The organism is Nesterenkonia pannonica, assembly GCF_019575955.1.
GTDB lineage: Bacteria > Actinomycetota > Actinomycetes > Actinomycetales > Micrococcaceae > Nesterenkonia > Nesterenkonia pannonica.
In genome coordinates this window covers 106836-132285 of the sequence record NZ_CP080575.1, presented here as the reverse complement: position 1 = coordinate 132285, position 25450 = coordinate 106836, and the positions used below count along the sequence as shown (strand labels likewise).

The following is a 25450-nucleotide window of genomic DNA, read 5'->3' as shown; positions in this document are numbered from 1 at the left end:
CCGCAGTCTCCCCCAATTGAATACCGCATCTTTCGAGCGCCCGGAGGGTGGCCTGACGTCGTCAGCCCATCGCCGGGCGCTCATTGTTGTGGCCGCCGGGTCCGGAACGCGCCTTGGGCATGCCCTGCCCAAGGCCGCTGTGCCCCTGAGTCGGCGCAGCATCCTCGAGCACGCGCTCGACGCGGTGACCGAGCCGCTGGGCTTCGGCGTCGTGGTCATCGTCGTGCCCTCGGACGCATCAGGATTTGAGCGGCTCCCCGACCTGCGCGGTGAGCTCGCAGCGCGGATCGGAGCTGACGTGCGCCTCACCGCAGGCGGTGCCAGCAGGGCAGCGTCCGTGGCCGAAGGGTGCACCAAGTCGAGGAGCACGCACGATCTCAGGGGTGGGATCCGGAGCGCACCGCCGTGCTCATCCACGACGCTGCGCGCGCTCTCACCCCCTCCGATGTGTACCGCCGCGTCACGCACGCCGTCGAAGCAGGAGCAGCTGCTGCGGTGCCGGGTCTCCTGTCGCCGACACCATCAAACAGATCCGTTCCTCCGATGGGCAGGACGAGGAGTCCGTGGAGGCGACGCCGCCGCGCGCCAGGCTGCGCGCCGTCCAGACTCCGCAGGGCTTCTCCCTCGAGGTGCTGCAGCGGATCCGCAAGGACCTGGCCGACCTGGATGACAGGCAGGCGGAGCAGATCACTGATGAGGGGATGGCCGCAGAGCACCTGGGCCACCGCGTCGTCGTGGTGCCGGGAGATGAGCGCGGACTGAAGATCACCACGCCCACCGATCTGGTCACCGCACGCGGTCTTCTCGGCGAGACTGGCGCATCCGGGCCGCACGTGCCCTCGGTGGTGCCCAGGACCGGCGTGGCCCACGACATTCACGCCTTCGCCTCCCTGACGAGCCCTGCTCGCTCATGCTGGGCGGGCTCGAATGGCCGAGGAGCGCGGCCTGGCAGGGCATTCTGACGGTGACGCTGCGGCGCATGCGGCCTGCGCGGCTCTTTTCTCTGCCATGGCATGGGCGATTTGGGCACGCATTTCGGCGCGGACACCATCGGCACCGCACGGGCGGACATGGAGGGCGCATCCGGAGTGCGGCTGCTGGAGCAGGCAGCCGACCTGGTGCGGGGCGCCGGCTATGCGATAGGGAACATCTCCATCCAGCTCGTGGCGAATCGGCCGAAGTTCGCGCCGCGTCGCGAGGAGTCGGAGGCCGCTCTCACCCGAGCGGCGCAGGCTCCGGTCTCCGTGGCGGCCACCACCTCGGACGGGTTGGGATTCACCGGCAGGGGCGAGGGAATCATGGCTACGGCCACCGCTCTGATCTATGCTGCGTCCTGAAGGCTGCACGGTAGAGTTGCCACGTGGCACTGCGACTGTACGACACCAAGACCGCGGATATCCGCGACTTTGAGCCCCTTCAGCCCGGCCGCGTGTCGCTCTACTACTGCGGAGCAACGGTCCAGGGCCGACCCCATGTCGGGCACGTCCGATCGGCAGTGGCCTTCGACATTCTGATCCGCTGGCTCGAGGCCAGCGGGTTCGACGTGCTGTCGGTGCGCAACGTCACTGACATCGACGACAAGATCCTCGAGAAGGCGGCCGCCTCCTCCGCACCAGATTTCGAGCCGGGTGAGGACTATCCGGCGGCGGAGCCCTGGTTCGTGCTCGCCTACCGGTTCGAGCAGGCCTTCCACTCCGCCTATGACGCGCTCGGGGTGCGCTTAGCCCCGGTACGAGCCCCGCGCCACGGGGCACATCACCGAGATGCATGCTCTGGTCCAGCGGCTGATCGACGCAAGCCACGCCTATCCCGCAGAGGACGGATCGGGAGACGTGTACTTCGACGTCCGCTCCTGGCCGTCCTACGGCGAGCTGACCAGGCAGAGCGTGGACGAGATGCAGGACGCTCCGGATGCCGATCCGCGCGGCAAGCGCGACCCGCGGGACTTCGCCCTGTGGAAGGGGCACAAGGAGGGTGAGCCGCAGACCGCGGCATGGAGCTCGCCGTGGGGCACAGGACGCCCGGGCTGGCATCTCGAGTGCTCCGCGATGGCGACGAAGTACCTGGGCGACACCTTCGACATCCATGGCGGCGGCCTCGACCTCCGGTTTCCCCATCATGAGAATGAGCTCGCGCAGTCAGCGGCGGCGGGAGACAGGTTCGCCCGCTTCTGGCTGCACAACGGGATGGTCACCTTCGAAGGGCAGAAGATGTCAAGTCCTTGGGCAACACCATCTCCCCGCAGACGATGCTGGATCAGGCGCGCCCCAAAGCGGTGCGCTACTTCCTGGGACAGGCGCACTACCGCTCCCAGCTCGACTACCGCCCAGGCTCGCTCCAGGAGGCCGAAGCGGCCCTGGAGAGGATCGAGACCTTCCTGGCCCGCACGCGGCCTCCGATCCTGCGGTGCGCGGCGAGCTGCCCGCCGCATTCGCCGAGGCCATGGATGACGACCTCAACGTGCCTGCCGCTCTGGGGGCTCTGCACGAAACCGTCCGCACCGGCAACGCCGCGCTGGACGATGGCCGCACGGATGACGCTGCAGACTGCGGGGCGTCGGTGCGGCGGATGCTCGAGGTGCTGGGCCTCGCCGACGTGCCCGAGCCGGACACGGCGGGAGGGCTGGAGGCAGCCTCCCTGGTAGGCTGGTCGAAGCGCAGCTGGCGGAGCGGGCCGAAGCTAAGAGGAGCAGGGACTATGCGCGCGCGGACGAGATCCGTGAGCGGCTCCAGCGCCTCCGGCGTCGCAGTGGAGGACACTCCGCACGGCGCCTCCTGGACATTGAAGAAGGTGGAGGACTGATGGCGAAGGATTCTCGTCCCAAGAGCGCGGCCGTCCGCAAGGAGAAGAAGGGCCCGACCTCGGGCTCCGGGGCCAGGGTAAGCGGAAGCTGGTAAGCAAGGGCCCCACGCCCAAAGCCGAGGACCGTGTGTATCACAAGGCGTACCGGCAGAAGCAGCTGGCTGAGCGCGCCGACGCCAAGCGTGCTGCCCAGCAGCCGCGGGTGCGAGGCTCCGGCCGTGGAGCGGACGATGTTGTGGCCGGACGCAATGCGGTCGTAGAGGCGCTGGCTGAGCAGGTTCCGTCCGTGGAGATGCGTGTGGCGACGGACATCGAGTACGACGGCCGAGTGCGTGAGGCCCTGCAGCGCTGCGCTGAGCAGGATTCGCGTCAAGGAGGTAGGTCGTCGGCAGCTGGACAGCTTCACCGGCGACGCGGTGCACCAGGGCGTCGCTCTTGTGCTGGAGCCGTACGAGTATGCGGACCCCCATGACCTGCTCAGGGACGAGTTGGAGCGAGCCCAGAAGGGGCACGTCGCTCACCCCCGCTCTTCGTCGCATGCGACTCCATCACAGATCCCCGAAACTTGGGCGCGATCCTCCGCGCGGCTGCAGCCTTCGGCGCATCGGGCGTTGTGGTGCCCGAGCGGCGCAGTGCGGGGATGACCGCGACCGCGTGGAAGACCTCGGCGGGAGCCGCGGCGCGAGTGCCGGTGGCCCAGGCCAAGAACCTCACGCAGATGCTCAAGGATGCGCAGGAGCAGGGCTACTTCGTGGTAAGCCTGGACGGCGGCGGGGACGCAAGCCTTCCCGGTCTCAAGCTGGCGGACGAGCCGCTGGTGCTCGTGGTCGGGTCTGAGGGCAAAGGGCTGTCGCGCCTGGTCTCCGAGACCTGTGACACCATCGTGTCCATACCGATCGCCGGCTCCACAGAGTCGCTCAACGCCTCGATGGCCGTCGGAATCAGCCTGTACGAGATAGCGACTCTTCGTGAGTAGGCAGTGATGAGCCCCGAGTCCGGGGTGAGGAGCAGCCGGGCTTCTTCGAGGTCCTGGGCACGTGGCTGCCGCGCCAGCCTTGGTTCCGCGCCCCACGAGGACGCCTGTCCCTGACGCGGGTCGGAGGGCTTCGCCTGCCTACCCCCGAGGGCGACTCCGACAGCCGGGTCTTCTTGGAGCTTCATATCTTCGAGGTGGCGCATCAGGACGGTCCGGTCCGCATCTCCGTTCCCGTGGCGCTGCGCTCCCGGCCTTCGGCCATGGCCGGAAAGTCGGCCTTCATCGGCAAGCTGACCTCGCCCGAGCACGGTGAGCTCTGGGTGTACGACGGGGCCGGAGACCGGGCGTTCCTGGCGGCATGGATCGAGATGGCCCGGCGAGAGCAGGGGAGCCGCAACGGCCGGTCGCGCGGCCGTGCCCACGCTGGCTTCGCGTTCGGCTCGCCCTGGACCCTTGAGCTGCGGCGCGCGGGCGCGGACGCTCCCAAGGAAGGTGTGACCCGCTCCATCGTGCGTCGAGAGCATGCCGACTCGCAGGGCGAGCATGATCGCGACGAAATCGTCATGGACCTGCTGCGCCGGCCCGCAGGGGAGCAGGATGAGCTCCTCGAATCTCTGATCACCCTGAGCGAGGCCAACTGCGAAGTCATCCCCAAGGTGCTGGGGACGATCGACGGCGCATGGAAGCAGAAGGATGATGCGGACGACGCGGGGTACTGGGTCTCCGGCATTCTGGGCGTCATTCGCGAGGCCGGGATCTCCGGGCCCGATGGCACGTCCATCATCCGCCGGGCGCTGCAGGCGGGCGACGATCTCAGCGACAGCGCACGGGCAGCAGGCCGCGCGGTCGGCACCTTCCACGCGGATCTGGCAGGCTCCTTCGGCGCGCACCCGCAGACGCAGGAGCAGCTGCGCATCATGACCGCCAACGTTCAGTCCACTCTCACCCAGCAGTGGGAGCAGGTCCGTAGCGAGTTCGACGATGACGAGGCGGCGGATCTCAACGAGGTCATCGACATGATGCGGATGCAGCTTCGCGATGCCGACGAGCCGCTCATGCTTCAGCAGATCCACGGTGACCTCGGCGCGGAGCACCTGCATCGCACCGCAGGAGACGCGTGGGTGATCCGTGAGCCCGAAGGGCTGATGTCCCACGCACTGGGCCTGCGGGACGTGGTGACGGTGCTGATCTCCGCAGCAGATGCGGTGATGAGCGTGGCGGCCGAGACTCCGGAGATCCTGCGGGCGGCAGCCGAGCAGGAGGCCGCCGAGGCTGAGCAGGAGGGCCAGAGCGATGCGCCGGCCGAGCCGGTGAACTTCGGCCAGTGGTACGAAGAGTTCACCCAGGCGTTTCTGTCCGGCTATCGGGAGTCAGACGCCGATTCGGCGGGCGTGGACAGCGTGTTCTTCCGCGCTGCCATGCTCACAGAAGCACTGGATCTCTTCCGTCGCTGGCGCGGCCAGTGGGTCTTTCGACCGAGCATGCTGCTCCAGGTCGACAACTGAGCTCGGCACAGATAGAGTCATACACACGCTCTTCGGAGCGGCCCCATAAACCCGGAGAAATCCGGAGTTGCACGGGGTGCGGAGATGAGATAAAGTTTCTATCCGCGCCACAGAGCACAGCCGATAGGCAGAAAGCTTGAGGCGATCTAGGATCACTTAGATCCAAACCCTGTCTAGAATGACTCGGAAAAGCGGAGTTGACACTCCGCCAGGGAGTCAGGTAAGATAGAAAAGTTGCTTCGGAGCGATCCGGAAACAAAGTTTCCGGTGGTGTCGACAGCGATTGCTGCTTGAGAACTCAATAGTGTGCCAAATTTGTTGATACCAATTTATTTATTGGTAGTTACGCTACCACACCCCGTGTGGTCAGACGTAACATGCCAGATCAACTATTCATCTAATGGAGAGTTTGATCCTGGCTCAGGATGAACGCTGGCGGCGTGCTTAACACATGCAAGTCGAACGATGATGCTTCCAGCTTGCTGGGAGCGGATTAGTGGCGAACGGGTGAGTATCACGTGAGCAACCTGCCCTTGACTTCGGGATAAGCCCGGGAAACTGGGTCTAATACCGGATGTGACCATCGCTCGCATGGGTGGTGGTGGAAAGCTTTATGCGGTCTTGGATGGGCTCGCGGCCTATCAGCTAGACGGTGAGGTAGTGGCTCACCGTGGCTTTGACGGGTAGCCTAGCCTGAGAGGGTGACCGGCCACACTGGGACTGAGACACGGCCCAGACTCCTACGGGAGGCAGCAGTGGGGAATATTGCACAATGGGCGAAAGCCTGATGCAGCGACGCCGCGTGCGGGATGACGGCCTTCGGGTTGTAAACCGCTTTCAGCAGGGAAGAAGCTTTTTGTGACGGTACCTGCAGAAGAAGCGCCTACTAACTACGTGCCAGCAGCCGCGGTAATACGTAGGGCGCGAGCGTTATCCGGAATTATTGGGCGTAAAGAGCTCGTAGGCGGTTTGCCGCGTCTGCCGTGAAAAATCCGGGCTTAACCCGGATCGTGCGGTGGGTACGGGCAGACTAGAGTGCAGTAGGGGAGACCGGAATTCCTGGTGTAGCGGTGAAATGCGCAGATATCAGGAGGAACACCGATGGCGAAGGCAGGTCTCTGGGCTGTTACTGACGCTGAGGAGCGAAAGCATGGGGAGCGAACAGGATTAGATACCCTGGTAGTCCATGCCGTAAACGTTGGGCACTAGGTGTGGGGAACATTCCACGTTTTCCGCGCCGTAGCTAACGCATTAAGTGCCCCGCCTGGGGAGTACGGCCGCAAGGCTAAAACTCAAAGGAATTGACGGGGCCCGCACAAGCGGCGGAGCATGCGGATTAATTCGATGCAACGCGAAGAACCTTACCAAGGCTTGACATGGACCGGATCGCCATAGAGATATGGTTTCCCTTCGGGGCTGGTTCACAGGTGGTGCATGGTTGTCGTCAGCTCGTGTCGTGAGATGTTGGGTTAAGTCCCGCAACGAGCGCAACCCTTGTCCTATGTTGCCAGCGGGTAGTGCCGGGGACTCATGGGAGACTGCCGGGGTCAACTCGGAGGAAGGTGGGGACGACGTCAAATCATCATGCCCCTTATGTCTTGGGCTTCACGCATGCTACAATGGCCGGTACAGTGGGTTGCGATGCCGCGAGGTGGAGCTAATCCCTAAAAGCCGGTCTCAGTTCGGATCGGAGTCTGCAACTCGACTCCGTGAAGTTGGAGTCGCTAGTAATCGCAGATCAGCAATGCTGCGGTGAATACGTTCCCGGGCCTTGTACACACCGCCCGTCAAGTCACGAAAGTTGGTAACACCCGAAGCCCACGGCCTAACCCTTGTGGGGAGTGGTCGAAGGTGGGACCGGCGATTGGGACTAAGTCGTAACAAGGTAGCCGTACCGGAAGGTGCGGCTGGATCACCTCCTTTCTAAGGAGCTGGCTGCGAGTCGCGGCCGCCCCGTTGTGGCATCCGAATGTGGTGTCCCGGGGTTTGCTCATGGGTGGAATATCAACGAATACCACGTTTTGTCGTGGTCACCGGCTGGTGGTGTTGGCCGCAGTTGCTTAGTACGCGTGCTCTTTGGAGTGTGTTGGAAGGGTCTGCGGCTGGTGTCTGCTGGTTGGTGTTTGGCGCACTGTTGGGTCCTGAGGCCGCAGCCGTTTGGTTGGCGTCCTTTTGGATCGTGCTTCTGCAGCAGGTCTGCTGCACCGTGTCTGGTGTGGTGGTGGCTGTGGGGGTTGTTGTTTGGGAACTGCATAGTGGACGCGAGCATCTTTGTTTGCAATTTTTTGTTGAGTGTTCGTCTGCGCGCTTAGCTCCGATTGGGGGTTGGTGCGTTGATGTGTCGTTTGGTGGCTTACATCGCTATGTGTAGTGGGTGTAAGTGTTTAAGGGCGCATGTGTGGATGCCTTGGCAACAGGTGCCGATGAAGGACGTGGGAATCTGCGAAAAGCCTGGTGGAGCTGATAACCGAGCGTTGAGGCCAGGATGTCCGAATGGGGAAACCCCGTGCACTGTTATGGTGCGCGACCAGCCGCTGAATGTATAGGCGGTTTGGGGGAACGACGGGAAGTGAAACATCTCAGTACCGTCAGGAAGAGAAAACAAAAGTGATTCGGTGAGTAGTGGCGAGCGAAAGCCGATGGGGCTAAACCCATCACGTGTGATACCTGGTAGGGGTTGCGTGATGGGGTTGTGAGGCCCAGTGTCCAAGATCTACCAGTCTTGGCAGTTGAGGTGCGGGCGTATAGACGAAGAAGGTTGAGTCCTTCACCGTAGAGGGTGTGAGTCCGTAGTTGACATGCGTTCCGCCTAGCTGATCTGGGTTCTCGAGTAGCACGCGGCTCGAGGAATCGTGTGTGAATCTGCCAGGACCATCTGGTAAGCCTGAATACATCCTGTTGACCGATAGTGAATCAGTACCGTGAGGGAATGGTGAAAAGTACCCCGGGAGGAGTGAAAGAGTACCTGAAACCATGTGCCTACAATCCGTCAGAGCACCCTTGGTTGGTGTGATGGCGTGCCTTTTGAAGAATGAGCCTGCGAGTTAGTGCTCAGTAGCGAGGTTAACCCGTGTGGGAAGCCGCAGCGAAAGCGAGTCTGAATAGGGCGTCTTAGTTGCTGGGTCTAGACCCGAAGCGGAGTGATCTACCCATGGCCAGGTTGAAGCGCGTGTAAGAGCGCGTGGAGGACCGAACCCACCTAGGTTGAAAACTGGGGGGATGAGCTGTGGGTAGGGGTGAAAGGCCAATCAAACTCTGTGATAGCTGGTTCTCCCCGAAATGCATTTAGGTGCAGCGTCGCGTGTTTCGTCCGGGAGGTAGAGCTACTGGATGGCCGATGGGCCCTACAAGGTTACTGACGTCAGCTAAACTCCGAATGCCCGAGACGTGAGAGCGCGGCAGTGAGACGGTGGGGATAAGCTTCATCGTCGAGAGGAAACAGCCCAGACCACCGGTTAAGGCCCCTAAGCGTGTGCTAAGTGGGAAAGGATGTGGAGTTGCTTAGACAACCAGGAGGTTGGCTTAGAAGCAGCCACCCTTGAAAGAGTGCGTAATAGCTCACTGGTCAAGTGATTCCGCGCCGACAATTTAGCGGGGCTCAAGCACACCGCCGAAACCGTGGCATTCAGGTTCGTCCTGGATGGGTAGGGAGCGTCGAGCAAGCCGGTGAAGCCGCAGCGGAAGCTAGTGGTGGAGGTTGTTCGAGTGAGAATGCAGGCATGAGTAGCGAAAGACACGTGAGAAACGTGTCCGCCGAATGACTAAGGGTTCCAGGGTCAAGCTAATCTGCCCTGGGTTAGTCGGGACCTAAGGCGAGGCCGACAGGCGTAGTCGATGGACAACGGGTTGATATTCCCGTACCGGCGAAGAACCGCCCACGCGAACCCGCTGATACTAACCACCCGAACGCTGCTGCAGTTGCCCCTTTTGGGGCTTCGCGGCAGTCAGTAGCGTGGGACCTGAAGTGGTCTAGCGAGCGTATTAACAGGTGTGACGCAGGAAGGTAGCCGGGCCCAGCGATGGTTGTCTGGGTCTAAGAATGTAGGCCGACTGGTAGGTAAATCCGCCAGTCATACAGGCTGAGATTTGATGGGCCCCCACCTCGGGTGGGGATCCGGTGATCCTATGCTGCCGAGAAAAGCATCGACGCGAGGTTCAAGCCGCCCGTACCCTAAACCGACACAGGTAGTCAGGTAGAGAATACCAAGGCGATCGAGAGAATCACGGTTAAGGAACTCGGCAAAATACCCCCGTAACTTCGGGAGAAGGGGGCCACTCGCCTATTAGGACGTGCTCCGAAAGGGTGTGGTGGCCGCAGAGACCAGGGGTCCGACTGTTTACTAAAAACACAGGTCCGTGCGAAGTCGTAAGACGATGTATACGGACTGACTCCTGCCCGGTGCTGGAAGGTTAAGAGGACCCGTTAGCCCCTTGTGGGCGAAGCGGAGAATTTAAGCCCCAGTAAACGGCGGTGGTAACTATAACCATCCTAAGGTAGCGAAATTCCTTGTCGGGTAAGTTCCGACCTGCACGAATGGAGTAACGAGACCCCGCTGTCTCAACCGTGAACTCGGCGAAATTGCACTACGAGTAAAGATGCTCGTTACGCGCAGCAGGACGGAAAGACCCCGAGACCTTTACTATAGCTTGGTATTGGTGATTCGCATCACTTGTGTAGGATAGGTGGGAGACTGTGAAGCTGGCACGCTAGTGCTGGTGGAGTCATCGTTGAAATACCACTCTGGTGTTGTGGATCATCTAACTTCGGGCCCTGATCGGGTCCAGGGACAGTGCCTGGTGGGTAGTTTAACTGGGGCGGTTGCCTCCCAAAGAGTAACGGAGGCGCCCAAAGGTTCCCTCAGCCTGGTTGGCAATCAGGTGTCGAGTGTAAGTGCACAAGGGAGCTTGACTGTGAGACAGGCATGTCAAGCAGGAACGAAAGTTGGGACTAGTGATCCGGCGGCACCGTATGGAAGGGCCGTCGCTCAACGGATAAAAGGTACCTCGGGGATAACAGGCTGATCCTCCCCAAGAGTTCATATCGACGGGATGGTTTGGCACCTCGATGTCGGCTCGTCTCATCCTGGGGCTGGAGTTGGTCCCAAGGGTTGGGCTGTTCGCCCATTAAAGAGGCACGCGAGCTGGGTTTAGAACGTCGTGAGACAGTTCGGTCCCTATCCGCTGCGCGCGCAGGAGATTTGAGAAGGTCTGTCCTTAGTACGAGAGGACCGGGACGGACGAACCTCTGGTGTGCCAGTTGTACTGCCAAGTGCACCGCTGGTTAGCTACGTTCGGGATGGATAACCGCTGAAAGCATCTAAGCGGGAAGTAAGCTTCAAGATAAGATCTCCATCACATTCAATGTGTGAAGGCTCCCTATAGATGATGGGGTTGATAGGCCAGATGTGGAAGCGCAGCAATGCGTGAAGCTGACTGGTACTAATAAGCCGACCACTTACACCACCACCACAACGTTTCACTCAATAGGTGTGAACACTGTGTGCTACGCGTCCACTCTGCGGTCCCTGACCAACAAACCCCACCCGCCTGACCCCCAGTTCTTTGGGGGTGGCTGGTGGTTTGCACGACCCCCCACCTGGGGGTGATAGTTGAATAGTGTCACGTGTTGTGACCCTTTATAGGTTTCCAAACCCCCGGTATGTGGGGGTGGTTTGGTCTAGGGTTACGGCGGTCATAGCGTGGAAACGCCCGGTCCCATCCCGAACCCGGAAGCTAAGACCCACAGCGCCGATGGTACTGCACTGGTAACGGTGTGGGAGAGTAGGTCACCGCCGGACATCTCTTCAAGAAAAGGCCCCCGAGCTGCAAAGAAGCAGCACGGGGGCCTTTTTCGCGTCCCCACGCATTAGCTCCACCACAAACAGACCCTGTAGGATAAACAACTGAGCACAGCGCCCCGGGGTGTAGCGCAGCTTGGTAGCGCGCCTCGTTCGGGACGAGGAGGCCGCAGGTTCAAATCCTGTCACCCCGACCACCCATCACCACCCACAGAAAGAGCCCGGCGTCGGAACCCCGACGCCGGGCTCTTCCTGTGCCCGCGCCACCACCGCACGCTCCGCAGAAAATCACCCCCAGCTGGCGCCATCACCCCACGGCGTCACCCCAAGCACCCCGATCACCCCGGGTGATCCTTAGTGTTCACCCCGCAGAAGCTTGGTGCGAGCCGAACGCACGAGGATAGTGGAATTGGCACATCAGCCCGATGCGCACTACCGACTACCAGCAGCTCAAGGGGCATCTCGCAATGATCCTGCGGACCTTTCTGTGCGTCATCTACTGCACGGGGGTGGTTGTCACCGCACAGCCGCTCGAGGCAGACGCACGACGCCCTCGCTCCCCGAGAGGGCCACACCAGTGACGAAGCACACCGACACTCCCGTCACTGCCATCATCGTCTCCACCGGATGGCTCGGACTGAAGAACGCCGTCCAATCAGTCACCCGACAGACCATCCCCGTCACCCCACTCATCGTCCTCGACAAGCCCCAAGCAGAGACCAGCATCCGCCGACGCCTCGCAGGGCTGCACTACCGACTCATCACCACCCGCGGAGAAGAAGGGCTCGCCGCCTCACGCAACATCGGCGTCGAAGCCGCCACCACCGAGTACGTCGCCTTCCTCGACGAACGCGACGCCTGGGTCTCCCACAAGACCCACACGCAGCTGGACGCGCTCCGCCAAGCCACCGCCACATGGGGCACAACAGTCATCTCCTCCCGGAGCCTCCGAGTGCAGCAGACCAGCCGCATCACACCCGAGCGGCTCTACGTCCCCGGCACCCCATCGGCAACTACGTCATGGACCGCTCCACCGTCCGGCTCCGACGATGCCTGATGCCCGCCTCCACCCTCATCTGCCACCGCGAGACAGCCGAATGGGTCCCATGGGACGACACCCTCGTCCACCAAGAGGACTGGGACTGGCTCGTCAGACTCCAAGAAGTAAGCGTCCACATCTCCCAGCTCGACGAAGTCCTCGTCCGAGTCTTCCCCGACCCCGCGGAGCAGCCGACTCCCGCGCATCCAGCTGGCAGGACTCGCTCTCATGGCTGCAGAGCCTCCCGCCACCGTCTCCGACCGAGCGCGCGGAGACTTCACCACCTCCGTCATCGCCCGAGGAGCCTTCGAATCCGGTGCCCTCGCCCTGGGCGCCAAGCACCTGCTCAAAGGCATGTACTCCGGAGCCCACCCCACCGCCGCCATGATCGGGCTCGCAGGTCTCATGTACTTCGGCCGCCACAAGGGCCACACCCATGAGTGACACCCTCTCCCGCCCCGACGCGGCCGCCCCAGCCCAGGACAGTGGCACCCCGCACACCCTCGCGGAGCCGCCCGCACCAGAAGCTGGCAGCACGCATACGGACGCAGACTCCTCGCCACCGACCTGCTCAGCATCATCATCGCCCTCGTCACAGCCCGCACAGTGCGCTTCACCGACATCTGGCCCGACCGAGCAGCAGTCCCCGACGAAGTGCCCCCAGGTCCCCTCACCTGGTTCGGCCAGGACCACTGGGCCGTCTCCTCATCCTGCTCGTCCTGTGGATGGGAGCGCTCAGCGCCGTCGCCAGCAGAAACCGCAGGATCATCGGCAGCGGGGCAGTCGAATACCGCCGAGTCGCCCAAGCGACGTTCGCTGTCTTCGGCCTCCTCGCGATCATCGCATTCGCTGCCCAATGGCAGATATCCAGGGGCTACCTCATCCTCGCCCTGCCCCTCGGCCTGGGACTGCTGCTCATCACCCGATGGCTGTGGCGCCGCAGACTCACCGTCCACAGCGCCGCAGGCCTATGGGACCGACGCGCAGTCCTCGCCGGGGAGCCCACCAAAGTCAGCCACGCCCTCGAACAGATTCGTCGAGCCCGCCCAGGCGCCGGACTCACCGTGATCGACACAGACACCCAGTGCACCGTCGCCAGCATCCTCGACGCCGTCACCGCCTCCGGTGCCGACACCGTGCTGCTCACCAGCGCCGACGCACTCGACCCCAGAACGATGCGCGAACTCGGGTGGGAGCTCTCCGCACTCGACGTCGACGTCATCGCCGCACACTCCCTGACAGACGTCGGCGGACCGCGCCTGCACTCCCTGCCGGTGGCAGGGCTCTCCCTCGTGCAGGTGGACTATCCCCGTCTCTCCGGCTCGGCGGCCCTGACCAAACGCACCTTCGACATCGGGTTCTCGCTCCTCGCCCTCTGCGCCCTGATGCCCGTGCTGGCGGTCATTGCATGGGCAGTGCGCAGAGACACCCCGGAGGCGCCATCTTTCGGCAGGAACGTGTGGGGCTCAAGCACACACGCTTCACCATGTTGAAGTTCCGCTCCATGGTGGTTGACGCCGAGGCGCAGAAGCACCTGCTGCTCGAGCAGTCCGAAGGCAACGACGTGCTGTTCAAGATGAAGGCCGACCCTCGAGTGACCCGCACCGGTCGGCTGCTTCGACGATGCAGCCTGGACGAGCTCCCGCAGTTCATCAATGTGCTGCGCGGCGACATGTCCATCGTCGGGCCCCGTCCGCCCCTGGCATCAGAGGTCGACGAATACGACGACGCTTACCACCGCCGCCTCCTCGTCAAACCCGGCATCACAGGCCTCTGGCAGATCCAAGGCCGCTCCGACCTCTCCTGGGAGGACAGCGTCCGGCTGGACCTCTACTACGTGGAGAACTGGTCGCTCTCATCAGACATCGGCATCATCTTCCGCACCCTCCGGGCCGTCACCGTCGGCGCCGGGGCCTACTGAGGAAACCATGACACTCAAAGACGTTCTGGGCATCATCCGGCAGCGATGGCTGACCGTGCTCGTCACTGCCCTGCTCATCACCGGTGCCGCCGGCGTCTACGCCGCACTCACCGAACAGAGCTACGAATCCACCACCATCCTTCGATTCAGCAGTGCCGCCTCCCAGTCCCTGGAAGGCGGAGAGGCCGGATATCCGGGCATGGACCTGGACCTGGACACCTTCTTCGTCACCTCCGAGGAGGTGCTCGAACAGGCATCAGCTGCCTCAGGGGAGACCGTGGAGACGCTGCGCAGCGGGACCGTCGCCACCCTGATGGAAGGCACGCGGGCCCTGCGCCTGGCCGTCACCAGCGAGGCCCCACCCCGGAAGCCAGCCAGCAGAAGGCAGACGCGGTGGCCCAGGCCTACGTCGCACACCTCGAGGAGCAGATGAATGAGCACCAGGGGCAGCTCGAGGATGAGCTTGAGGGCGCCCAGACTGACAGGGATGAAGCGCTGGAGGCCGCGACCGACGACTCCGAGGACCTCTTCGCCCAGCAGCAGCTGACCCAGGCCCTCACCGAGGTGGTGAGCATCGAAAGCCAGACGACCTTCCTCGAACAGGCCGGACCGCCCGCCGTCCTCATGGAGGACGCCGCCCCGGGGCGGCCGCTGGGGACGGAGCCGTACCTTCTGCTGATCATCGGCGCGGTGTGCGGCCTCATCGTTTACGCCGGCGCTGCGCTGCTGCGCGAACAGTTCGACGATCGGCTGCGCAGCTCCCAAGCGATGGAGAGCCAGACCGGCAAGCCCCTCCTCGCCGAGGTGCCCGCCATCCGCCGCCGCAGAGGCGAGGCCACCCTTCCCTGGCCGATCCCACGCCCTCCCCGTTCAACGAAAGCATCCGCAGCCTGCGCACCTCCCTTCAGGTGGCATACCCGCAGCGCCGCCCCGCCATCGTCATCACCAGCCCCAGTCCCGGAGACGGCAAATCATTCCTCATCGCCAACCTCGCGGTCTCCATCGCACGCAGCGGACGCCGCGTCCTCCTGGTCAGCGGAGACCTGCGCCGCCTGGGGCTCGCGAGCTTCTTCGGCGCGGAGCCGGAGAGCCCGGGCTTCGCCGAAGCGCTCGAGAACGACGACGCCTCCGAGCAGATCGAGCAGCGCCTGATCCCCACAGAGTTCGAGAACCTTCGCCTGCTCGCGTCCGGGGCGCCTCGCCGCCAGCCCGGTGACCTGCTCGCCGGGGAGAGCATGCCCTCCATCATGGAGCGTCTGCGAGGCCTCGCGGACGTCGTCCTCATCGATGCGCCCCCGGCCTGGAGATCGCCGACGCCGCCCTGCTCGGCCAGCAGGCCGACGGCGTCGTCGTGGTCGCCTCGCTCCGGACGACCGCCAAACGGGACCTCACCGCCATGCTGCACAGCCTGGAGCTGAGCAGCGTGCCCGTCGTCGGCATCGTAGCCAACAGGTCCCGCCGCAAAGCCCACCGCAGCTACACCTCGTACTACCAGCCCGCCCCCACCCCCAGTCCTGCCCCCGCCCCGGCGCTTACTCCGACCCCGCCTGAACCCCGCTGCCCCAAGGAGGCACCATGTCAACCGAAACCCTTCTGAGCCTGATCCTGATCGTCGTGACGGCGGTGCTGGTCATCGCGCTCGTCGCCGCGGTGGGCCTGGCGGCCGCAGCCCTGAAGTGGCAGCGTTCGCGCGGCCGCGGCATCCCCGGCCTGAGCATCCTCGGACGGAGGCGCAGGGCGCCCGCACCCTCACCTCAGCCTTCCACCGCTGCCCAGCCCACCCCTCAGACCCCTGCAGCGAGGCCCGTCGCCCGCGAATCCGGCCCCACCCCGCGGGGAGATGCCCCCGCGGACCATCCGCGCATCCTGGAGCTGGGGCTCGAAGAGCCCGCATCCTGCGAGGCTGTGCTGCGGAACCTGGAGAGGATCAAGCCCCTTCTGCACCAGGAGGCCCCCGAGGGCGACCGCATGGGCCGGGTCACGCCGCTCGTTGGCAGGGCGCTGCGCTCCGCCGGACTGTTCCGCTGGGGCTTTCCCCAGGAGAGAGGCGGGCTCAGCGCCTCCTTCGCCGAGCGCCTCGAAGCCATCACCCAGCTCGCCCGCGTCGATGTGGGCACCGCCTGGGTCACCACCTGGCTCTCCGCCCACGGAGACATCGCCACTTACTCACCGATGAGGCGTTCGCTGAGATCTACCCCACGCCGACCTGCCCACCGCGTTCTCCGCCAACCGCTGGCACGGGCCGTGGAGGTCGAGGGGGACCGGTACCGCCTCGACGAGGGCACCACATGGCGGCTCGGCAGCGGCGGATACCATGCTGAGCGGTGGATCGGCGGGGCCATGGTCTGGGACACCAACGGCGAGCCGGTGATCTGCGAGCAGACCGGCGAGCAGAAGATCATCGGTGTGTGGCTGCCGCCCGAGAAGGTTCGTCAGCTCGACGACTGGGACCCCCTCGGCGTCCGGTCCTCCGGCAGCGCCTCCTACCGGCTCACCGAGACGATCGAGGTGCCGCGGCGACACAGCTTCAACGTCGGAGCTGACCGGCGCCCGTACTTCTTCTCCTTCATGGGGTCATGGTCGGCGCCGCCGAGCACCTCGTCGACCTGACGATGACCGCGCTGCGCGCCAAGAGCGCCAAGGAGCTCCCATCGGCTTCCACGACACCGCCCGACTGACGCAGGCCATGGCATCCCTGGACATGATGGTGATCGGACTGCGCGGCTACGCGGCGCACATCGATCGCATCGCCGCCTCCAGCGACTCCGGAGCCCCCAGCGTTGCCGACACGGCCTGGATCGAGTCAGTCGGCATGCCCGTGCGGCAGGCCGTGCTGGAGATCAGCGACATCGCCACCGACATCTTCGGCACCGGGTACGTGGCCTCCGGGTCAGAGTTCGGACGGGTGCTTCGGGACATCCAAGTCGCCCTCGCCCACTGGTGGTTCCGCCTGTCAGACACGCAGGCGCCCCGCGGCAACAGGGTCCGCATGATGCTCGAAGACCCAACGGTCGCCCCGGTCTGGGACACTCGCTGGCCCACGGAGCCCGCACGCACGTGAGGAAGGTGTCGGTCGCAGGGGCTGCTCGGTGCGGGCGGCAGCCCTCGGCGAGCTCACCCCGGATGACTTCGAGCGCTGGCGACGGCTCGACGCCCGCGCCCTGGAGCCCGTCCCCATCTCAGCGCGGACTATCTCCAGCCTAGCGCTTAGCGCACTGGTTACCGCCGCATCCGTGCGGCTGCTCCTCGTCGAGCGGGACGATGAGATGCAGATGGTGATGCCGTTCAGGATCATGCCCCTGCACCTGCGGCTTCCCATCCCCGTCCTGTCGACGTGGGATCTCACACTGGCTGATGAGACGACGCGGCTCTTTCCCGTTCTGGGAGGGTCTGACCCGGCAGGGGCGCTGCTCGCCGGGCTTGAAGGGCTTTCCGCTCTGGGCCTGCCGGGGCTGGTCGACATCGTCACAGTGCTTACTGAGGGCCCCACCGCGGCCCTGCTGCGCCGGACCCTGGAGCCGCAGGGCCGCTGGGACATCAGGGGCGCTCGGCCTGGCCGGTGGCGCATATGCGCACCCCGCCGGAGCCGAACCGCTCCGGAACGTTCGATACGACCCCGCACCACCGCAGCGCGTCGACGCGTCGCCGGGCCAGGAGGGCGCGAGAGGCTCTGGAGCGGCGGTTCGGGGCGAGCTTTCGCTGCGGGATCGAGGCGAGGATCCGCAGGCCGTGGAGGATTTCCTCGCCCTGCAGGCCGCCGGGTGGAAGGGCGATGCGTCCAAGAAGGAGAGGCCTACCAGGTGACGGGGCGGGCCGAGTGGCTCCGTGAGGTGACCGACAAGTTCAGATCCCGGGGCAGCTCCTGGCACTGGACGTCTGCGCCGGAGACAGGTCCCTCTACATCATGCTCTGCCTTCGCGCAGGCAGCAGCGTATGCGGCCTTCAGGACGCCTACGATGAGGCTTAGCGCGCCCGATGGGCTCGGCAGTGCGGCGCGCACCGGGTGCCTGAACTGGTTCGCGGAGCAGGGGTCGAGACCTTCGATCCGAACATGTTCTGGGGCTACTCCGAGTCTGCCCGGATCTACCCCGACCGTCGGGAGCAGCTCAGGCTGCTGCTCTCGGCGCCCGGCCCGGTGCCCACGCTGCAGCTCGCTGCGGTGCGGGCCGCGCGGAATGCGGGGAGCGGCTGCGGGCGCTGCGCAGCGCGGCGAGCCGCAGAATCACCCTGAGAGCGCCGGAGCCGGTCCCGGAGACGGCGGGCCATAGGAAGGTGCCGGGCGACGTGGGGTCCGGGACCGCGCACCCCACGGTGAAGGAGCCGCACCGCATACGGTCCGGATACAGGTGGGAGGCCTGCGGGTACTTCTGGTCGTCCATGCTCGGATCGAACATCTCCACCCGGCCCGAGCCGAGCAGCGCCTGCAGCTCAGCCAGCTTACCGAGAGCTCCGGGGCTGTAGGCGGCGAGCTCCTGATCGTAGGCATCGTGGAACCCGAAGCCCCGCAAGCCGCTGTGCAGCACCACAGTGGTGAAGACCGTCCGGCTGGGGTGCGGAGGCTGAGCACCGAGAGGCGCCCGTCTGCTCGGAAGCTGTCGGTGACGTCGCGGAACCACGCATCGAGCCCGGTGCGTTCGAAGCTCTTGCCGTCCTGGGCCGCGTCGCCCTTCCACCCGGCGTTCTGGAGGCGCAGGAACCGGGTGATGGCCTCCGGGTCCTCGCTCTCCTCGACCATCTCGAGCCCACCCTCGTCCCGCTCCAGCTTGCGGGCGAGCCTCCGAAGGTTCTTCCGAGATGAGGACGAGAGGTGGGAGAGAGCCAGCAGCTCTCCGTCCTCGGCGGCGGCCCCGTCGACGGGCGTGGAGCCGCGCACGCGAACTCCTGCTCGCCCTCCGGCAGCACCGGAGCGTCCATCCTTCGGGCAGCTCGCATCAGCGCGCCCGGGAGATCACCGTTCAGGGGAGCTACTGATCTCCAGAAGGTGGGCGCGCTGAGCCCGTGCCCCTCGATGAGCGAGATGAAGACCTCCTCTGCGCGGCCGGGCGCCGTCAGCGGGTGAAAGCGCTCGCCCTCGAAGGCGCTGAAGGACTCTGAGGTGGAGACCGTCCGCAGGGTGAGCCTGCCGACCTTCCGCTCCCGCCGTGCGTAGGACAGGGCGCCCACTGTGGCCTCGCCGTCGTCGACGAGCATGACGCGCCCCTCGCGTGCATGGGGGTGCGCAGCGGCTGAGGGCAGAAGGAACCGGGGGTCGGCGAAGGCGTTGGGCTCACTCGCGGCGTCGGCGAGGACGCGCCATCCTGCGGCCGCGTCCGGCGTGACCTCGGTCAGGGCCGCGTCAGTCAGCCGCATGCGTACGGCCCTTCCTCGACGGGTGGTGTTCATGCGGGTGCTCCTGCTCGCGCTGAGTTCAAAGCTGTGCAGACGCTGATAAGAGTACTGGTAAACCTGTGCGGCGGTCAGTAGTCTGATGATGTTCCAGCGCTCGCTGGTCATTCGGCTTCGAGCGAGTGCAGGAGGACCGGTGAAATTCAGAACCGTATCGCTCACAGACGTATCGCCCGACGATCGTCTGCGGTGGCAGCGTCTGGCTGATCGTGCCGCAGACCCCAACCCCAACGCGGATCCGCGATTCCTTCACACCTCGCTGGGCAGCGGCCTCGCCGCCGAGAAGGTCCGGCTGGGGATCGTGGAGACCGAAGATGACTTCGCTCTGGTGCTTCCCTTCACCATGGCGCGGACCCTCTCCGGGGCGCCGCTGCGGCACGCGACCACCAGCGGCGAATTCATGTTCGACCACGCCTCGAAGTATCACCCCTGATCGCACCGGAGGAGCCCGCAGAGGCTCTCCGGTCCCTGATGCTGGGCATGCGGGACGAAGGGTTCGGCGACCTCCTGAGCCTGACGGCCTTCCCTGGACGGCCCCTGTTCGCGGCCTTGGACGCACTCCGCCAGGAGGGCACGGTGCGAGTGGAGGAGCGGGGCCGGGATCGTCGCGCCCTCGCCCGTCGCACGGACATCGATCCGCAGGGGTCAGTGTGGGACGAGGAGGGTGCCACCGCTGTCCTACCCGATGCCGCACCTGAGCAACGGACCCGGCGCAATGCGCGCAGGAGCATGGAGCGCCTCGAAGCGGCCGCCGGGGCTCTCTTCGCATCAGGGAGGCCGAGGCCTCCGATGAGCTGCTCGAAGAGTTCTTGAGCTCCAAGCGGCCGGATGGAAGGGTGACGCATCCAAGGCGGGGCCCCAGTTTCGCCGCAGAGGACGCGAACCGTGGTTCCGCAGCGTGCTTGAGGCATTCCAGGCCGACGGCAGGCTGCGTGCTTGGCACGTCACCGCCGGTGAGCGCACCGTCTACATCGCCTTCACCCTGATCTCAGGGGGCCATTCGTTCGGCTTCCACGACGTCTACAGCGAGGACTTCGAGAGCTTCTCACCGGGATTCGTCGGCCGCCTGGCCCTCATCGGCGCCCTCATGCGTGAGCCTGGGGCGCCGCCGTTCGACCTGGGATGGAGCCCACCTACGTGCAGGCTTACGCCGTGTTCCCCTCCCACCGCGAATACGCCGAGCTGCTCGTCGCCGGGCCCTCCCTCCGCGCGCGGATGACAGTCGGCGCGTATCCGGCGCTCAGACGCGCACGCGCGCGGCTGCGCAGGAGCGCCCCATGACATGGCGAACGCGGATCGTGCCGCTGGGCGAAGTCGGAGAGCAGGACGCCGCCCGCTGGAAGGACCTCGCCGAGAACGCGCTGGAGCCCAACGCCTACCTGGACCCCGGTTCCTCCTGCCACTTAAGCAGCAGGCCGGATGCGGACGACATTCGTGTGGTGTTCGCGGAGCGCAGCGGCGAGCTGAGGGAGTGCTGCAGTTCACGACCGGCCTGCTGGAGGGCCGCTGGCCCGTGCGCGTCTCCTCAACCGGCGGCCGCTTCATGACCACCCACGCAGACCGCCACCACCCGCTGCTCTCCGCCGAAGAGCCCGCGCAGACCGTCCAGGCGCTGCTCGAAGGAATCCGAGGCGCACGCGAGGCCGGGCTGGTGCTGATGCGCCACCTTCCTGCCCACGGGCCGGTCGCCGAGGCCGTGGCCGAGGCTGTTCGGGCCGGAGGGTTCTCGGCCCTTGAGCGGGTGCGCCTGGAGTGCGCCTACGCCGAGGCGCGGCAGGAGGAGCCCGCGGACGGGGTCATCGACGTCGGACACATGAGCTCGAAGGCGCGCAAGGAGTTCCGGCGTCGCGTCCGCGCCATCGAGAAGCAGGCCGGTGCGCCCCTGACGATCGTCGACCGGAGCGAGGATCAGGACCTCGTCGAGGAGTTCCTCGACTTCCAGGCCGCCGGATGGAAGGGCGACCCCGCCCAGGGCGGCGGCGCATTCCGCCTGGACCCCCACCATGAGCGCTGGTGCAGAGAGGTGCTGGCAGGATTCCTTGAGGACGACGCACTGCTGGCGCCTTCGGCGCTCGCTAAACGATGAGGTCATCTTCATGGCCCTGACCTCCTCTCCGGCGGTGCCGCCTTCGGGTTCATCGACGCATACAACGAGGAGTATGTGCGCTCCAGCCCGGGCGCTGTAGGCCGCCTGGCCGAATGGGCCTACATCACGCGGGTCACCGGAGTCAGCCACTTCGATCCTGCGTTCGACCCGTCGTATGCGGCGAGCACCAAGCTCTATCCCGAGCGGCGGGAGCACATCGATCTGCTCATCGGAACCACCGCGAAGGGGCGCGCCGTCGTGCGGGGGCTCCCGCTGGCACGCACAGTGCGCGACAGGATGCGCGGCGGCCGGTCAGTGCGGCGCGAGAGGTCCGACGTCGGGGTGGACGCGGCCGAAGCGTGAGCCGAGCAGCTCACCGACCCGCCACGCGAGGTTGGCCTGCCCGGCCCTGCTCAGCGCGGCGCGGCGCAGCCGCTGGATGAGGCGCTCCACGGGCAGAGCGGGAGCATCGTCCTCGGCGCCGGTGGGCGGCGCAGCAGGCGAAGGCTGGGCGTCGATGAGCCGGGCGTACTTGATGCGGAGAGCCCGGTGCCCAGCGGCGTAGGAATACGCCTGTCGGAACACGGCCCGCAGCCCTTCCCGCTGCCGCGAGTGCACGACGGCCTGCGGTGCGCGCGCAAAGGAGAAGCCCGCACGCTGAATGCGCCAGCAGAGATCGACGTCCTCCCCGGTGCCGAGATGCTCGTCGAAGCCCCCACCGCCCGGAAGGCGCTCGCCCGCACCGCCAGGTTCGACGTGGCGCCGGCGGGATACCGGGGCCAGTACGCCACGGTGATCTCCGAGCTCACCTCCCACGAGACGGACGTGCGCCTCCCGCGATTCAGCGCCCGGCCCTCCAGCCGCCCGGCCACCAGGTCCGCCTCCGCGGCAGCGTCGCCCATCGTCTCGACCCAGCCGGGGGCGATCACATCGTCGGCGTCGCAGAACAGCAGCACCTCGCCCAGCGCAGCCTCCGCGCCGATGTTCCTCGCCGCAGCCGGACCTCGTCGCGCCGACGCATCGATCAGCCGGATGCTCGCCGCACCCGAGGCCATGCCTCGCACGAGCTGCGCGGTCCCGTCCGTCGAGCCGTTGTCGCAGACCAGGATCTCGAAGGGGCGCGCTGAACGCTCCCGGCGCAGAGCGTGCAGCTGCGCAGCCAGAGTCGCCTCTGCGTTGTAGGCCGCGATGATCACCGACAGCGCGGGCGGACGGTCGACGCTCACCTGACCTCCTGGGCATCGAGGGCGGGACCTCGTCCCTGCCCAGGGCGCGCCCCATCCGGTGCCCGATGCGGTGCGCGTGGAACTCCAGGTCGGGAAGGCGGAGGCGGCGAGCCGAGACCTCGGACGACCCTTCTGCCGGCGGGTCGGGCGGGGCAGGGGGCTGGTCAGAAGCTGCTCGTCGCCTCTGAGCGATCGGACCGAACCGGCGCTCGAGCACCCGATCGCCCCGGCCGTAGGTCCACGCCTGCTTGAAGCCCGCCCTGAGACCGGTGCGGCGGCGGATCTGCATCACCGCCCGTGGCGCTGCGGAGAAGGAGAAGCCTGCGAGCTGCAGCCGCCAGCACAGGTCGATGTCCTCGGCGGCCCGCAGCCGCTCCTCGAAGCGCCTACGGCGTCGAAGGCGGAGCGGCGCACGGCGAGGCTGTGGGAGGGCGCCGCCGCCAGGTCCTCCAGGGAGGCTTGGAGAACAGAGGTGCGGGCCAGTCGGACGGGCCGAAGGGGCTGGCGTTGAGCTGCGCGTAGCCCCGGCGCGCCATGGCGGCGTCAGCTGTGCCCAAGGCCTCCGCCAGGCCTGCGATCCAGTGGGGCTCCGCCGCATCGTCGGCGTCGCAGAAGAGCAGTATCCCGCCGCGCGCCTGCTGGACGCCGATATTCCGTGCGGCCCCGGTCCCCGGCGAGCGGAGGCGTCGATGACGCGCAGCCCATGGATGCGGCTGTCCCACCCACGGGCCGTCTCGGCTGTGCCATCGGTGGAGCCGTTGTCGGCGACGATCAGCTCCCACTCCGGGGCGTCGCGCTGAGCCGCGAGCGCGTCCAGCTGCACCTCAATCGTCGATGCGGCATTGAAGGCCGGCATGATGACGCTGATGCCTGGCTCTCCGTGGATCACAGCGCGCCTGTGCCGGGCAGGGTCTCCGGCGGGGACCTGCGGCGCGGAGCGGTCGATGCGCCCGAAGCGGTATCCGGCCTGCGCCGAGATCCGCCGAGCGACGTCGGTGAGGTCTGAGGGTCTGCGCAGTGCGATCACCTTGCGCAGGAGCTTCGGCGCGGCGGCGAGGGCGGCTGCGGCGCGGGATCGGGTAAGCGGCTCGTCCTCGGCGGCGGGCGTGGGGGCGGGAGGCTGCGGGGCGGCTCTGAAGGCGGCCTCCACCTGGGCATATTTGTGCTTGAGGCGCGCGTCCCCCACCCCGTAGGCGTAGGTCTGGGCGATGCTCGCCCGCAGGCCCTCTCGGTTGCTCACGGTGACGACGGCCGCAGGCTTCTCCACGAGCGTGTGGCCTGCCAGCTGCAGGCGCCAGCAGAGGTCCAGGTCCTCGCCTGTCCGCATGCTCTCATCGAACCCTCCCGCGTCCAGGAACGCCTGACGATGCACGCCCATGTTGCCGCGCTTACGGCGGGCAGATGGGGAAGAACGGCACCCAGTAGATGCCCCAGCTGAAGTAGCGCTCCTCGCCCGGACGCGCATTGAACTCGAGGCGGCGGGCACGCCCGGTGACGAAGGCCGCCCGGGTGAGGGCTGCGTGCATGACGGCCAGCCAGTCGTCTGCGACCACGTCGTCGGCGTCGCAGAACGCGAGCAGGGAGACTCGGCGGCGCGGGCGCCGGCATTGCGTGCGGCACCGGGCCCTTGCACCGCGGAGGCGTCGATGACCCGCAGGCGCGGAAGGGTGCCGGCGTATGAGGCGGCAAGGGCGGCAGTGCCGTCGGTGGAGCCGTTGTCGCACACCAGCACCTCCCACTCCCCGTCGAAGGTCTGGCGCCCCAGGGCGTCGAGCTCCGCGGCGAGCGTCTCCTGGGCGTTGTAGGCCGCGATGACCACACTGATGCTCGGCGTCATCGTCGGCGCATCCTCTCGCGCGAGCCGCTGAAGACATGCGGCGCCCGGGCAAGCAGCTCCTCCAGAGGCGCGATCGCCAGGCGCTCAGCAGCCAGGCGCCGCAGCAGATGGTCGGCCACCAGGGCCCTGTCGAACGCGGGGAGCGATTCCCGGGCTGCAGAGTCTCCGGGTCGGCTCGGTCGTCGTGCATCAGCAGGATGCCGCCGGGGAACGCGGAGGCGGCGACGCGCTCGACGACCTCAGCGGCTTACTGGTCCACCCAGTCCATGCCGTCGCCGGACCACAGGACCAGCTCGAGGCCGAGCCGCCTCAGCGCCCAGGCCTGGCTGGGGTGTGGTGCCCGTACGGCGGCCGGTAGAGCGTCACAGGTGCGCCCGCCAGCTGCTCCAGCTCATCCTTGGCCTTCGCGACGGCACGGACGGCGGCGCGGGTGCTCATGGTCAGCAGGGACCGATGATCGGCGCCGTGCAGCCCGATGCGATGGCCCTCGTCCAGCATGCGGCGCAGGATGCCGGGATGGGCGCGCGCCGCTGGGGTGAGGACGAAGAACGTGGCGCTCGCCTGATGATCGGCCAGCACGTCGAGGATCCGGGGAGTGTGCTCCGGGTGCGGCCCGTCGTCATAGGTGAGGGCGACGGCGCGGTCGGCGGTGTCCACGCAGTGGATGCCGAGGAATCGGGAGATCAGGGGTGTGAGCTACCGGGAGGAGCGCTCGCTGAGCGAATTCGCCGCCCGGCGGGCGCGTGTGGCCCTCGATGCTGCCTCGTCTGACGAGGACGCCTGCTTTGCTTCTGCCCACAGTGCTGACCCCACGTCTCTGCAGAGGCTTTTGGCCGAAGTGACAGTTGTATGATAGCCCAAACACTCAGCCGGGC

Annotated in this window: 22 protein-coding genes, 1 tRNA gene, 3 rRNA genes and 5 pseudogenes; 27 read left to right on the top strand and 4 right to left on the bottom strand. The window is 66.0% G+C overall.

What is annotated here, in order from left to right; all coding sequences use genetic code 11:
• Nucleotides 1–88: 88 nt before the first annotated feature.
• From K0H76_RS00975 to K0H76_RS00875, 21 genes and pseudogenes are all read left to right on the top strand, one after another.
• A pseudogene (locus K0H76_RS00975) lies at nucleotides 89–298 on the top strand (NTP transferase domain-containing protein); the annotation flags it as partial.
• 265 nt (nucleotides 299–563) lie between these two features.
• A pseudogene (locus K0H76_RS00970) lies at nucleotides 564–746 on the top strand (2-C-methyl-D-erythritol 4-phosphate cytidylyltransferase); the annotation flags it as partial.
• Nucleotides 747–833: 87 nt separating this feature from the next.
• Nucleotides 834–1337, top strand: a pseudogene (gene ispF / locus K0H76_RS00965) (2-C-methyl-D-erythritol 2,4-cyclodiphosphate synthase).
• A gap of 23 nt (nucleotides 1338–1360) precedes the next feature.
• Nucleotides 1361–2802: pseudogene (gene cysS / locus K0H76_RS00960) on the top strand (cysteine--tRNA ligase).
• A 127-nt stretch (nucleotides 2803–2929) separates the two neighbouring features.
• Entirely contained in the window at nucleotides 2930–3274 is a 345-nt protein-coding gene (locus K0H76_RS00955; protein WP_258934132.1) for a hypothetical protein, read from the top strand.
• A 93-nt stretch (nucleotides 3275–3367) separates the two neighbouring features.
• Complete coding sequence (locus K0H76_RS00950) at nucleotides 3368–3778, top strand: RNA methyltransferase (protein ID WP_258934131.1); 411 nt, start codon at nucleotides 3368–3370, stop codon at nucleotides 3776–3778.
• A gap of 110 nt (nucleotides 3779–3888) precedes the next feature.
• Nucleotides 3889–5283: a hypothetical protein gene (locus K0H76_RS00945; protein WP_258935296.1), complete on the top strand. Its 1395-nt coding sequence runs from the start codon at nucleotides 3889–3891 to the stop codon at nucleotides 5281–5283.
• A gap of 397 nt (nucleotides 5284–5680) precedes the next feature.
• Nucleotides 5681–7206: ribosomal RNA gene (locus K0H76_RS00940) — 16S ribosomal RNA — on the top strand.
• 451 nt (nucleotides 7207–7657) lie between these two features.
• A 23S ribosomal RNA gene (locus K0H76_RS00935) occupies nucleotides 7658–10746 on the top strand.
• Between the two features lie 221 nt (nucleotides 10747–10967).
• Nucleotides 10968–11081: ribosomal RNA gene (rrf, locus tag K0H76_RS00930) — 5S ribosomal RNA — on the top strand.
• Together the 16S, 23S and 5S rRNA genes with 1 tRNA gene alongside form the textbook arrangement of a ribosomal RNA operon.
• A gap of 120 nt (nucleotides 11082–11201) precedes the next feature.
• A tRNA-Pro gene (locus tag K0H76_RS00925) sits at nucleotides 11202–11278 on the top strand.
• 380 nt (nucleotides 11279–11658) lie between these two features.
• On the top strand, nucleotides 11659–12138 hold the full coding sequence (locus K0H76_RS00920) for a glycosyltransferase family 2 protein (protein WP_258934130.1): 480 nt from the start codon (nucleotides 11659–11661) through the stop codon (nucleotides 12136–12138).
• A gap of 210 nt (nucleotides 12139–12348) precedes the next feature.
• Nucleotides 12349–12564, top strand: a complete 216-nt coding sequence (locus K0H76_RS00915) for a hypothetical protein (protein ID WP_258934129.1) — start codon at nucleotides 12349–12351, stop codon at nucleotides 12562–12564.
• A gap of 281 nt (nucleotides 12565–12845) precedes the next feature.
• The gene (locus K0H76_RS00910) at nucleotides 12846–13613 is read left to right on the top strand and encodes a hypothetical protein (RefSeq protein WP_258934128.1); all 768 of its coding nucleotides are present in this window, start codon (nucleotides 12846–12848) and stop codon (nucleotides 13611–13613) included.
• Nucleotides 13607–14041 carry a sugar transferase gene (locus K0H76_RS00905; RefSeq protein ID WP_258934127.1) on the top strand — a complete coding sequence of 145 codons (435 nt, stop codon included), beginning with the start codon at nucleotides 13607–13609 and terminating at the stop codon, nucleotides 14039–14041. The genes K0H76_RS00910 and K0H76_RS00905 overlap by 7 nt, the downstream gene beginning before the upstream one ends.
• Nucleotides 14042–14048: 7 nt before the next feature.
• Nucleotides 14049–14474, top strand: a complete 426-nt coding sequence (locus tag K0H76_RS00900; protein WP_258934126.1) for a Wzz/FepE/Etk N-terminal domain-containing protein — start codon at nucleotides 14049–14051, stop codon at nucleotides 14472–14474.
• Entirely contained in the window at nucleotides 14435–15193 is a 759-nt protein-coding gene (locus K0H76_RS00895) for a hypothetical protein (RefSeq protein WP_258934125.1), read from the top strand. Before K0H76_RS00900 ends, K0H76_RS00895 begins: the two co-directional genes overlap by 40 nt.
• Nucleotides 15194–15392: 199 nt before the next feature.
• Nucleotides 15393–15638 (top strand): hypothetical protein, encoded by a 246-nt coding sequence (locus K0H76_RS00890; RefSeq protein ID WP_258934124.1) that lies wholly within the window; start codon nucleotides 15393–15395, stop codon nucleotides 15636–15638.
• Entirely contained in the window at nucleotides 15617–16651 is a 1035-nt protein-coding gene (locus K0H76_RS00885) for a hypothetical protein (protein ID WP_258934123.1), read from the top strand. Before K0H76_RS00890 ends, K0H76_RS00885 begins: the two co-directional genes overlap by 22 nt.
• 76 nt (nucleotides 16652–16727) lie before the next feature.
• On the top strand, nucleotides 16728–17102 hold the full coding sequence (locus K0H76_RS00880; protein WP_258934122.1) for a hypothetical protein: 375 nt from the start codon (nucleotides 16728–16730) through the stop codon (nucleotides 17100–17102).
• A 28-nt stretch (nucleotides 17103–17130) separates the two neighbouring features.
• Nucleotides 17131–18309 (top strand): hypothetical protein, encoded by a 1179-nt coding sequence (locus tag K0H76_RS00875; protein ID WP_258934121.1) that lies wholly within the window; start codon nucleotides 17131–17133, stop codon nucleotides 18307–18309.
• On the opposite strand, the gene K0H76_RS00870 is transcribed toward K0H76_RS00875, so the two are convergent.
• On the bottom strand, nucleotides 18264–18914 hold the full coding sequence (locus K0H76_RS00870; RefSeq protein ID WP_258934120.1) for a GNAT family N-acetyltransferase: 651 nt from the start codon (nucleotides 18912–18914) through the stop codon (nucleotides 18264–18266). The genes K0H76_RS00875 and K0H76_RS00870 overlap by 46 nt on opposite strands.
• A gap of 648 nt (nucleotides 18915–19562) precedes the next feature.
• On the opposite strand from K0H76_RS00870, the gene K0H76_RS00865 reads away from it, so the two are divergent.
• From K0H76_RS00865 to K0H76_RS00840, 6 genes and pseudogenes are all read left to right on the top strand, one after another.
• Nucleotides 19563–19859 (top strand): hypothetical protein, encoded by a 297-nt coding sequence (locus K0H76_RS00865; RefSeq protein WP_258934119.1) that lies wholly within the window; start codon nucleotides 19563–19565, stop codon nucleotides 19857–19859.
• 38 nt (nucleotides 19860–19897) lie between these two features.
• Nucleotides 19898–20239 (top strand): hypothetical protein, encoded by a 342-nt coding sequence (locus K0H76_RS00860; protein WP_258934118.1) that lies wholly within the window; start codon nucleotides 19898–19900, stop codon nucleotides 20237–20239.
• Nucleotides 20240–20285: 46 nt separating this feature from the next.
• Nucleotides 20286–20645 (top strand): annotated as a pseudogene (locus K0H76_RS00855) (GNAT family N-acetyltransferase); the annotation flags it as partial.
• 58 nt (nucleotides 20646–20703) lie between these two features.
• Complete coding sequence (locus tag K0H76_RS00850) at nucleotides 20704–20973, top strand: hypothetical protein (RefSeq protein ID WP_258934117.1); 270 nt, start codon at nucleotides 20704–20706, stop codon at nucleotides 20971–20973.
• Nucleotides 20898–21512: a hypothetical protein gene (locus K0H76_RS00845; protein WP_258934116.1), complete on the top strand. Its 615-nt coding sequence runs from the start codon at nucleotides 20898–20900 to the stop codon at nucleotides 21510–21512. The genes K0H76_RS00850 and K0H76_RS00845 overlap by 76 nt, the downstream gene beginning before the upstream one ends.
• 75 nt (nucleotides 21513–21587) lie before the next feature.
• A complete protein-coding gene (locus tag K0H76_RS00840) occupies nucleotides 21588–21875 on the top strand; it encodes a hypothetical protein (protein WP_258934115.1) in 288 nt (95 codons plus the stop codon).
• On the opposite strand, the gene K0H76_RS00835 is transcribed toward K0H76_RS00840, so the two are convergent.
• From K0H76_RS00835 to K0H76_RS00825, 3 genes are all read right to left on the bottom strand, one after another.
• Nucleotides 21825–24575: a glycosyltransferase gene (locus K0H76_RS00835; RefSeq protein WP_258934114.1), complete on the bottom strand. Its 2751-nt coding sequence runs from the start codon at nucleotides 24573–24575 to the stop codon at nucleotides 21825–21827. The genes K0H76_RS00840 and K0H76_RS00835 overlap by 51 nt on opposite strands.
• The gene (locus tag K0H76_RS00830) at nucleotides 24572–24694 is read right to left on the bottom strand and encodes a hypothetical protein (protein WP_258934113.1); all 123 of its coding nucleotides are present in this window, start codon (nucleotides 24692–24694) and stop codon (nucleotides 24572–24574) included. The genes K0H76_RS00835 and K0H76_RS00830 overlap by 4 nt, the downstream gene beginning before the upstream one ends.
• A 190-nt stretch (nucleotides 24695–24884) precedes the next feature.
• Nucleotides 24885–25232 (bottom strand): polysaccharide deacetylase family protein, encoded by a 348-nt coding sequence (locus K0H76_RS00825; RefSeq protein ID WP_258934112.1) that lies wholly within the window; start codon nucleotides 25230–25232, stop codon nucleotides 24885–24887.
• Nucleotides 25233–25450 lie beyond the last annotated feature (218 nt).